Annotated in this window: 7 protein-coding genes; 3 read left to right on the top strand and 4 right to left on the bottom strand. The window is 35.0% G+C overall.

Annotated elements, in window-relative coordinates; translation table 11 throughout:
- From Q0L29_RS12105 to Q0L29_RS12090, 4 genes are all read right to left on the bottom strand, one after another.
- On the bottom strand, positions 1-522 hold a 522-nt coding region (locus Q0L29_RS12105), incomplete at its 3' end, for an alpha/beta fold hydrolase (protein WP_296621998.1).
- Between the two features lie 83 nt (positions 523-605).
- Complete coding sequence (locus Q0L29_RS12100; protein ID WP_296621996.1) at positions 606-1,346, bottom strand: MIP/aquaporin family protein; 741 nt, start codon at positions 1,344-1,346, stop codon at positions 606-608.
- 6 nt (positions 1,347-1,352) lie between these two features.
- A complete protein-coding gene (gene glpK / locus Q0L29_RS12095) occupies positions 1,353-2,852 on the bottom strand; it encodes a glycerol kinase GlpK (RefSeq protein WP_296621994.1) in 1,500 nt (499 codons plus the stop codon).
- Positions 2,853-3,252: 400 nt separating this feature from the next.
- Complete coding sequence (locus tag Q0L29_RS12090) at positions 3,253-4,818, bottom strand: glycerol-3-phosphate dehydrogenase/oxidase (protein WP_296621990.1); 1,566 nt, start codon at positions 4,816-4,818, stop codon at positions 3,253-3,255.
- 133 nt (positions 4,819-4,951) lie between these two features.
- On the opposite strand from Q0L29_RS12090, the gene Q0L29_RS12085 reads away from it, so the two are divergent.
- The 3 genes from Q0L29_RS12085 (at position 4,952) to Q0L29_RS12075 (ending at position 10,171) form a co-directional block, all read left to right on the top strand.
- On the top strand, positions 4,952-5,713 hold the full coding sequence (locus Q0L29_RS12085) for a DeoR/GlpR family DNA-binding transcription regulator (RefSeq protein WP_296621987.1): 762 nt from the start codon (positions 4,952-4,954) through the stop codon (positions 5,711-5,713).
- 100 nt (positions 5,714-5,813) lie between these two features.
- Entirely contained in the window at positions 5,814-8,555 is a 2,742-nt protein-coding gene (locus Q0L29_RS12080; RefSeq protein ID WP_296621986.1) for a hypothetical protein, read from the top strand.
- Between the two features lie 2 nt (positions 8,556-8,557).
- Positions 8,558-10,171, top strand: coding sequence for a mechanosensitive ion channel family protein (locus Q0L29_RS12075; protein ID WP_296621983.1), 1,614 nt, complete (start codon positions 8,558-8,560; stop codon positions 10,169-10,171).
- Positions 10,172-10,174 lie beyond the last annotated feature (3 nt).

The following is a 10,174-nucleotide window of genomic DNA, read 5'->3' as shown; positions in this document are numbered from 1 at the left end:
TATGCTGGAAATATCTTCCGCTTTTAATCCTGTAGATTGAATTAATCCTGGAATAACATCTGCTACCCAATTCCCTAAATTCACTTTCCATTGTGGTGGTTCAAAAGCCAATCTTAACCAGGGAGAGGTAGCTATTCCAGCAGTAATTTCATTTGACTGATCATTAGCTAAATAATTCAAGACTATATTTCCTCCCATGCTATGTCCATAGAGATATAAATCAGCATTTAAATAATCTACCCTGACAAATCGAATAAAATATTCGATATCGGTCAATAGTTGTTCCATGTCAGGTGCATGTCCTTTTTTACCTTCTGAGTTTCCATGACCTCTTAAGGTTAAAGCATAAACACCTATTCCTTTTTCATTAAAATATTCTGCTACCTTTTGGAATCTTCCCGCATGCTCGCCATGACCATGAACTATCAGAACAATCTTCTCAGGATTAACAGATTGTATATATTCTTGAACTTCTAATGATAAATTATCTGAAGTTTTGAAATGTGAGATTTTCTTATCCATTTAAAGAATTGAGTTTTAATATATTTAAATTTATCATTTGGTACTTATTTCCCAATATCCACTACAATTTCTCAAATATTAGCCTAATAGGCTCTATTTAAAATAATGTAAATAAATGCTGCAAAGGCTGCTCCGCTTAATGGACCAACAATTGGAATCCAGCTATAAGCCCAATCACTACTTCCTTTTCCTTTAATCGGTAGAATTTGATGCATTATTCTTGGCCCTAAATCACGAGCAGGGTTTATAGCATAGCCCGTTGTTCCGCCCAAAGCCAAACCGATTACCCAGACTAAAATAGCCACCGGCAAAGCACCTAAATCTCCCAAACCAATGGGAGTGCCATTTGCATCCATCAGTTGAGGCGGAGTTGAAAATAAAATAACAATGATTAGGATGAAAGTTCCGATAAACTCAGAAATGAAATTGGTTTTCACATCTCTAATGGCTGGTGCTGTCGCAAAAGGTGCAAATAACAATCCCTTATCATCCGTAGCTTCAAAATGTCTTTGGTAAATTAACCATGCACAAAAAGAACCAAATGCTGCTCCTAATATTTGTGCTGGAATATAAATCCATAACAAGTTCCAATCAAAATCACCTGTAATGGCCAAGGCCAAACTAACCGCTGGGTTGATATGAGCCCCGCTATGAGGACCTGCGACTACTACGGCTATAAAAACCCCGAAAGCCCAAGCAGTAGTTATTACGATCCAACCGGATTGTGCTCCCTTAGTTTTGGGTAAAACCACATTGGCTACCACTCCGGAGCCCATCAATATTAATAAAAAAGTGCCTAAAAATTCTGCTACAAAATAGTTCATCTGTTTTTATGATTCTAACCAATCCTGACTGCGGTCAACAGCCTTATGCCAAAAATGCAATAATTTTTTCACTTCCTCTTTATCCATTTCTGGATTATAAGATTGATCGGCTTCCCATAAAGATTGCAAAGCATCCATATCTTTCCAATAACCCACTGCCAGACCTGCTAAAAAAGCAGCCCCAACTGCAGTGGTCTCCGTGATTTTCGGTCGTGTAATCGTACAATCTACCAAATCAGATTGGAATTGCATTAGAAAATTATTTTGTGAGGCTCCCCCATCTACCCTCATTTCCTGGGTTTTGTGACCTGCATCTTTTTCCATGGCTGCTAACACATCATTTACTTGATAAGCTATAGCTTCCAGTGCTGCTCTAGCCATATGCGCTTTATTTGTTCCTCTGGTTATACCAAAGAATGCTCCCCTCGCGTCTTGATTCCAGTGTGGAGCACCTAATCCTGTCAATGCCGGGACAAAATAGACGCCCTCATTACCTTTTATAGAAGTAGCCAATGCTTCTGATTCACTTGCCTTACGGAAAAGTTCTAATCCATCTCTTAGCCATTGAATGGCTGCTCCTCCTATGAAAACACTGCCTTCTAATGCGTATTGCACTTTGTCTCCTATTTGCCAAGCTATGGTGGTCAATAATTTATTGTTGGATTTCACGGGTTCATCTCCAGTATTCATCACCAAAAAACAACCTGTCCCATAAGTGGTTTTTGCCATACCTTTTTCAGAGCAGAGCTGCCCGAAAAGCGCTGCCTGTTGGTCTCCAGCAATTCCAGCAATTGGAATTTTATGAGAGAATAAATCGCCAGCAGTAGTGCAATAAACTTCACTGCTTGACTTTACTTCTGGTAGCATAGACTCAGGAATCTCAAATAAGTCTAATAATTCCTGATCCCATTTTTTTTCATGAATATTGAAAATCATGGTTCGACTAGCATTCGTAATGTCTGTATAATGATGCTTACCAGAAGTCAATTTATATACTAACCAACAGTCCACTGTACCGAAACATAAATCTCCATTTTCGGCTTTTGCCCTTGCTCCTTCAACATTATCTAAAATCCATTTAATCTTAGTGGCAGAAAAATAGGCATCAATGATTAATCCTGTTTTATCATTGATCTTTTCGGACAATCCTTTCTTTTTCAATTCATTACAATAATTAGCAGTACGCCTGTCTTGCCAGACGATTGCTTTATGAATAGGCTTTCCAGTTTTTCTATCCCAAACTATGGTAGTTTCTCTTTGATTAGTGATCCCTATTCCAGCAATTTGAGTAGGCGTAATATTGGCTTTCGTGATGGCTTCAGTGGCAACCGAAGCCTGAGAGGTCCAAATTTCATTTGCATCATGTTCCACCCATCCTGATTGAGGGAAAAACTGTTCAAATTCTTTTTGGGCAACCGCTACTATTTCGGCCTTTTCATTAAATAGAATTGCTCTTGAACTTGTTGTTCCCTGGTCGAGGGATAATATATATTGAGATTTTTCCATAGTTTATCGAGGTTTAATGTGAAAAAATAGCCGTTATTAATTCAAAAAGCATCACTTTAAATATTCCCATAAAGCAGATATTTTGACTATTTGAACATAATTAATTTATACTGTCAATCTTATTTTTAAAGCTACATATTAAAATTTCATCCTAGTCTAACAACACTCCTAAAGTCCCCTCAAGTAACACCCCTATGATCCTCAAGGGACATATTTCTCACAGATTTTTTTCAGCAGTTAATAACAATTTTTATCACTCCTTTAACTATAAAAACTGAAAAAAGAAATAATAAAACAAATGTCATTCCTTGCGTATCCTCCCTTGAGGGGGGCGAAGGGGGGGTGTCACTATTGATGAAAATCCACAATTACTACATAAAAATCGCCTAATACCCTCTATTTAAGAAGAAATCAAATAACGCATTGCCAATTTATTAAAATCTTTCAATTGCTTATCAATCCATGCTTCTTCTTTTCCGAATTCCTTCGCCATTAACTCTGCAACCTTAGGCGCCATATCTATACTTGCTTGGGCATCCAGGAAGAGTATTCTAATTCTTCTGGCCAATACATCCTCCACTTTCATGGCCATTTCATTTCTACAAGCAAAAATTACTTCCGCTTGAGTATATGGATATTTAGGATGTAAAGGCGCATTCCACTCAGGATTTTCCTCTTGTAATGTTTTAATTGCTTTCCTATCGGATCCGTAAACTCCTAAGTAATCGATTGGCTCATCATTAGAATAAGCCTGAATCTTAATATCAGCTGAAGTGCTATCATTTAGCTTTTCACCCGTTATTTTAGTAAAATATTCCACTGTATCCTCTCCCATTTTACGGAAAGTAGTCCACTTCCCGCCTGTAAGTGTTATTAAATTGCTGTCAGATACAATGACTTTATGGCTACGGGAAATCTCTTTTGTCTTTTCACTTTCATCTGTTGGAGCTGCCAATGGTCTTAAACCCGCATAAACAGAAAGTACATCGCTTCTCTGGGGTTTTTTGGTCAGGTATTCTTGGGCAGTGGCTAACACAAAATCAATTTCTTTTTCTAATGCTGCTGGCTCCAACTTTGGTTTCTTTCGCATCGTATCGGTAGTGCCCACAACGATTTTATCATGCCAAGGCACAGCGAATAAAACTCTTCCATCACTGGTTTCGGGTATCATTAACGCATCCTCTCCTGATAAAAAAGAGCGGTCCAATACCAAATGAATTCCCTGGCTTGGGCGAATCATTTTCTTTGCATCAGGATTGTCCAATTGTAAAATTTTATCTGCAAAAACTCCTGTAGCATTCACTACCATTTTTGCTCTGATATCGTAATTGTTTTTTGAAAACTGGTCTTTTACAGAAAGTCCGGTAATCTTTCCCTTGTCGTCCTTATTGAGCTGATTTACTTTAAAATAATTTAAAATGGCCACTCCTTTCTCATCGCAGGTTTGTGCAATATTTAATGCCAGTCGGGCATCATCAAATTGTCCATCGTGATATATCACCCCTCCTTTTAATCCTTCTTGCTTGATAGTGGGTAAGCGTTCAATTGTTTTTGATTTGGAAATAAAACTAGATTTCCCCAAACTCAATTTTCCAGCCATCCAGTCATACATCTTTAAGCCAATAGTATATTTTATTCTATCAAAAAAAGTATAAATAGGAATTACAAAAGATTGATTATGTGCTAAATGAGGAGCATTTCGCAATAATCTTCCTCTTTCTTTTAAAGCTTCAAAAACCAAGAAAACATCTCCTTGTGCTAAATACCGAACTCCTCCATGGACTAGTTTCGTACTTCTACTACTCGTTCCCTTCGCAAAATCAGATTTTTCAAACAAAGCCACACTTAATCCTCTTGAAACAGCATCTAAAGCAACACCAAGTCCAGAAGACCCTCCTCCTATCACCGCAATATCCCAAACTTTATCAGATTCCGAGATTTGCTTTATGTTTTCTTTTCTATACATTTTGTTTCGTTTTGCTCAAATATAACACTAAAAGAAACACATCAAAAGTATTAATAAGTATTTTGATTGTTTTATCTTTCTTTTATTTATCTTTAGTTTCTTTTTATGACTTTTAATTATATTTTTGAATCGTATGACAATTGCAGAAAGACATAAATTCATATTAGACCAACTTCAGCAAGAAGGTTTTGTAAGTGTTAGTGAGTTAAGTAACGCACTTGAAGTCACTAAGGTGACAATAAGAAAAGATTTAAAATTACTAGAGGATAAAGGTTTACTTTATCGCTCCCATGGAAGTGCTACTTTAGTTTCTCCTTACGTAAACGAAAAGCCTGTTGATGAAAAAGAGTTAGTAAATGTTGAAGAGAAACAAGCGATTGCGAAAGCCGCAATTGAATCTTTAAAAATGCATGAAGCCATTATTATTGGTTCAGGGACCACAGTTGGAGCATTTGCACAAGCTATTCCACGGAATTCACATCTAACCGTATTGACCTCTGCGATGAATGTAACCATGGCATTATTAGACTGCAAGGATATAGAAATAGTACAACTTGGGGGCGTAGTGAGAAAAGGCAGTTCTTCAGTAGTAGGTCATTATGCAGAAGAAATGATGCAAAGTTTTGCTTGCAGTAAATTGTATTTAAGTGTGGATGGCATAAGCCTGGAACATGGATTTACCACATCTAATATGATGGAAGCACATTTAAATGCTAAAATGATCGAATCAGTACAAAAAACCATTGTTTTGGCTGATGCCAGTAAGTTTGGCAAAAAAGGATTTGGTAAAATATGTGACTTAGAAGATGTAGATCAAATAATTACCAATAAAAGTGCTTCTAAGCAATTCATCAGCACTTTAGAAGCTAAGGGAATTGAAGTGATTTTGGTGTGAAATTGGTAGTTAATTAGTATCAATTTATTTAAGCTTAAAATTCATCCAGAGTCATTAATAATCCTATATTTGCATAGTAACATAAAAATTCAAAATACCTTTGAGAAGAATCTTCATTATACTATTTCTGTTCATCTTAATTTTAGCAAGCGGATACGGAATCTATTACTATTGGGATAAACAAAAAAGCTTAGATGCATGGTCCTTAGTGCCAGAAAACACATTCTTGGTTTATGAAAACAAAAACTTAGTCAGTTCCTGGAACAGCATTCAAGAAAACCCTATCTGGCAGGACCTGCAAAATATTGATTATTTCTCCTCATTAAAAGATAATTTTGAAGCTTTAGATAGCTTATCAGGAAATAGCGGGATGCTTGATGATGTTTTTAGGAATAATCATCTACTGATAGGAATGTCAGTAATCGCTAATGATGATTTTGATTTTGTATTCTATCAAACATTAAAAAATACTGAACAGATAGAGATAATCAAGAAAATAGAATCCAAATTTGATAATTTCGAAAAATCTGAAAGGGTTTATAACAATAACACCATCTACGAATTAAAAAGTAAAAATTCTGAAAAAAGATTTAGCTACGTACTCTTAAGAGGAAATTTTGTGGGGAGCTTTTCCCCGGTTTTGGTTGAGGATGTTATCAGAAATCTGGAAAAAGACGAAGATAATTTTAAGGAAAGCATAAAAGAAGTCTTTAAAATCGCCAATTTTCAAGATGATCTAGGAAACCTTTATATTAATTTCAATAGACTAGATAAAATAGTAAAAACATTCACCAAGTCTAATCAATCTACTCTTTTCAGCATTCTTTCTCAATTCTCTGAAGGAGCATTTCTTGATTTATTTTTAGATGGAGATGATTTATACCTCAATGGCTTTACTTTTCCACATGATTCTATCAGCTACCTTAATACTTACAGTAAGCAAATTGGGGGAGATGTTACCTTAGGAAATTATTTCCCTTCAAAAACAGCCATTGTCCTCCACGAGAGATTTGATAATGCTAAAGCTTTTCAGGATGAGAAATTTAAATTTTGGGATAAATTGGATAATGAATTCGGACAAAAAAGAAATCGGATTGCAGAGCAGTATGATACTGATTTCAGGGAATTCTACCAATTTATGGCTGGAGAAAATGCTCAAGCTGTACTAAATACTAATCAAAGTTCAGAGGAAAATAAAAAGCTCATTTTCATCAAAATGACAGATAAAAATGAAGGCTTGAATAAATTCAACAAACTAGCTGAAGAAGCTGCACAGCTTAAACAAGACACATTATATTATGAGTTTTATGCAGAGAAGGAAATTAGGGAATTGGTGATTAAAGACTTTCCTTATTATTTACTAGGCAAAAACTTTAAAGGCTTTTCACATTCGTTTTTCATTATCTTAGATGATGTATTGGTAATTAGCAATGATATTCAGTCACTAAAAGAATTAATTCTTGATATAGAAACTGAGAATACCTGGGGGAAATCTATTAAAGAAAACCAATTTTTAGAATCTACACTTCAAGAATCCAATCTTAATATTTTTATAAACATACCTCAAGCCTGGTCATTAATCCTTAATAGCCTTAATGATAAATGGAGGAATAGCTTTAAGGAAAATGAATATCCTATTAAGAATTTCGATATGCTGGCATTTCAATTTAGCCATGAAGATGATCGTTATTATAGTAATATTGAAGTCTTGCATTCTGACAATAAGGTAAATAACGAAATGAAATATTTCGATGAAGTGATGCAAGTTGAAATAGAAGCACCTATTATAAGCAAGCCTTATGTCGTGAAAAACCATAATACAGGCTTATTTGAAACTTTAGTGCAGGATTCGGCTTATAACCTTCATTTAATATCAACCAATGGTGATGTGATTTGGACAGAACCACTCGAAGCGCCAATAGTAGGTGATGTTTTCCAAATAGATTACTATCAAAACAATAAACTGCAATATGCTTTTGCCACCACTGAAAAAGTATTCCTTTTAGATCGAAATGGTATTTCGTTAGAGTATTTCCCAAAAACTTATGGTGATCAAAACATTGAAAACCAATATTTTAATGTAATCGATTATGATAAGAGCAAAACCTATCGCTTGTTAATCGCAAAAGAAAATGGTGACATATTCTTAACTAGTAAATATGGTGATATTCTTGGAGATTGGGACCCATTAAAAATGCGAGATAAAATTGCCGCCATGCCTGAGCATATTAGAATTAGAAGTAAGGATTTCATGGTGGTACTTCAAGAAAATGGAACTGTTAAAGTCATGAGCAGAAACGGGGAAATGAAGCCAAATTTCCCCATCAACATTAATGATAGATTATCTAATAACTTATTCTTTGAAATAGGAAACAGCTTCGAAACCAGTTACTTAGTAACCATTACTAATGGTGGAGCATTGGTTAAAATAAGTTTCACAGGCAAGATTAAGGAAAAAGAACAGCTATATATGCCAAATAAAGAGACTCTGTTTAAAATTGTTAAAAATGCATCTGAAAGAGGCTACATACTTGCTAGACAGGACTTAAGTAGAGTCAGCTTATTAAAACCAAGCGGTGAAATGATGTTTGAAAAAGATTACATCAACCAGGATGAAATGGAAATTCAATATTATGAACTGACTCCTAATAAGGAAATCATTGCTATAACTGATAAAAAGCAAGCCTTTACTTATCTTTACACCAATGAAGGGAAATTGATAAATCAGCAACCTATTGAAAGCTTAGGCCAGATCGCTATGATTTATTACAATAAAACCAATGAAGTACATGTCTATAAATGTCATGAAAACACCTTCAGTATTCTAAAATTCAATATTTAAGAATGAGATACTTTTTAATACTATTTATATTCTTTGCCAATAGTGCATTTAGCCAAAATGAGGATACTAAAACATTACCTCCCAATAGCTTAGCATCTCCAAAAGCGACCGTCAATACCTTTCTACAAAACCTGCAGGAAGACGATTTTCATCCTGAAATCGCTGCAAAAACACTTAATCCAGAATATATTAAAGGTAAAGATGGAGAGTTAATTATCACTCAACTTAAGCAAGTTTTAGATGGAGCGGGTGTTTTAATTGATATTGACGAGATTCCGGAAAATCCTAACTACACCGACTCCTCTAACCTGAAAAGATACTATTTATCAGAAATTGAATTTCCTCAAATCTATCTCGAAAAGAGTAATGATAAATGGTATTTTAGTAAAAAAACGATCAACAAAACAACCGAACTACATAGGCAAGTTTATCCTTTCGGTACTCATAAATTAATGAACATCCTGCCTAAAATGGGCACTCAAAAAATTTTAGGATTACATGCCTGGCAATATATCAGCATATTAATCCTTATTTTAATCTGCGTATTAATTCATAAAATACTAAGCTGGTTTTTTGATTGGGTTTTTTATCAATTCCTAAAAAATAGAGGCTATGGCAATATTGCTCATGATTACATTTTGCCCGTGGCAAAACCATTTAGTCTACTAATTATTGTAGGGATTTTAATTATTCTGGTTCCTGTACTCCAATTACCTATTTCATTCAATCATTATTTCATTCTTATCCTAAATGCTCTATTACCGCTTTTTGGAACTATAATGGTTTATAAAATTGTAGATATTCTGGGTGAATATATGCTAAAAAAAGCAGCCCAAACAGAAACTACAATGGACGATCAGATTGTCCCAATTCTCAAAAGAGTATTGAAAATCTTCGTCATAATTATTGGTTTTCTTTACATCCTTAACAATTTGAGATTCGATATTACAGCCCTCCTTGCTGGTATTTCAATTGGTGGTTTAGCATTTGCTTTAGCAGCACAAGACACCATTAAGAATTTCTTTGGCTCACTGATGATTCTATTTGATAAGCCTTTCCAAATAGGAGATTGGGTAACTGCAGGCGATATCGATGGAACTGTTGAGGAAGTTGGTTTCCGTTCTACTAGGGTGAGAACTTTCAGAAACTCCCTGATTACAGTTCCTAATGGAAAATTAGCTGATATGGCAGTAGACAATCACGGTTTAAGGAAATATAGGAGATTTTATACTACTATCACCATTACTTACGACACTCCAACACACTTAATAGAAGCCTTTACCGATGGCTTAAAAAAGATTATAGAGGAACACCCGAAAACCTGGAAAGATTTTTATCATATCTATTTTAATAATATGTCTGCTTATTCTTTAGACATCATGTTTTATGTTTTTCTGGATGTACCTACCTGGGGAGAGGAATTAAAATACAAAGAAGAATTATTGTTAAGTATAATGAAGTTAGCCAAGCAACTCGGAATCAATTTTGCTTTCCCTACGCAAACGCTGCATATGGAAAACTTCCCCGGACAGCCCTCGTTATCTCCAGAATACCAAGAAAAAAGCCAGGTGTCAGAGAAATTGAAAAATTTTTTCCCACCCTCAAATCCAAAATAAATT

It is taken from the genome of Marivirga sp. (assembly GCF_024636815.1).
Taxonomy (GTDB): domain Bacteria; phylum Bacteroidota; class Bacteroidia; order Cytophagales; family Cyclobacteriaceae; genus Marivirga.
The sequence above is the reverse complement of the archived record's forward strand: the minus strand, read 5'-3'. Positions and strand labels throughout refer to the sequence as shown.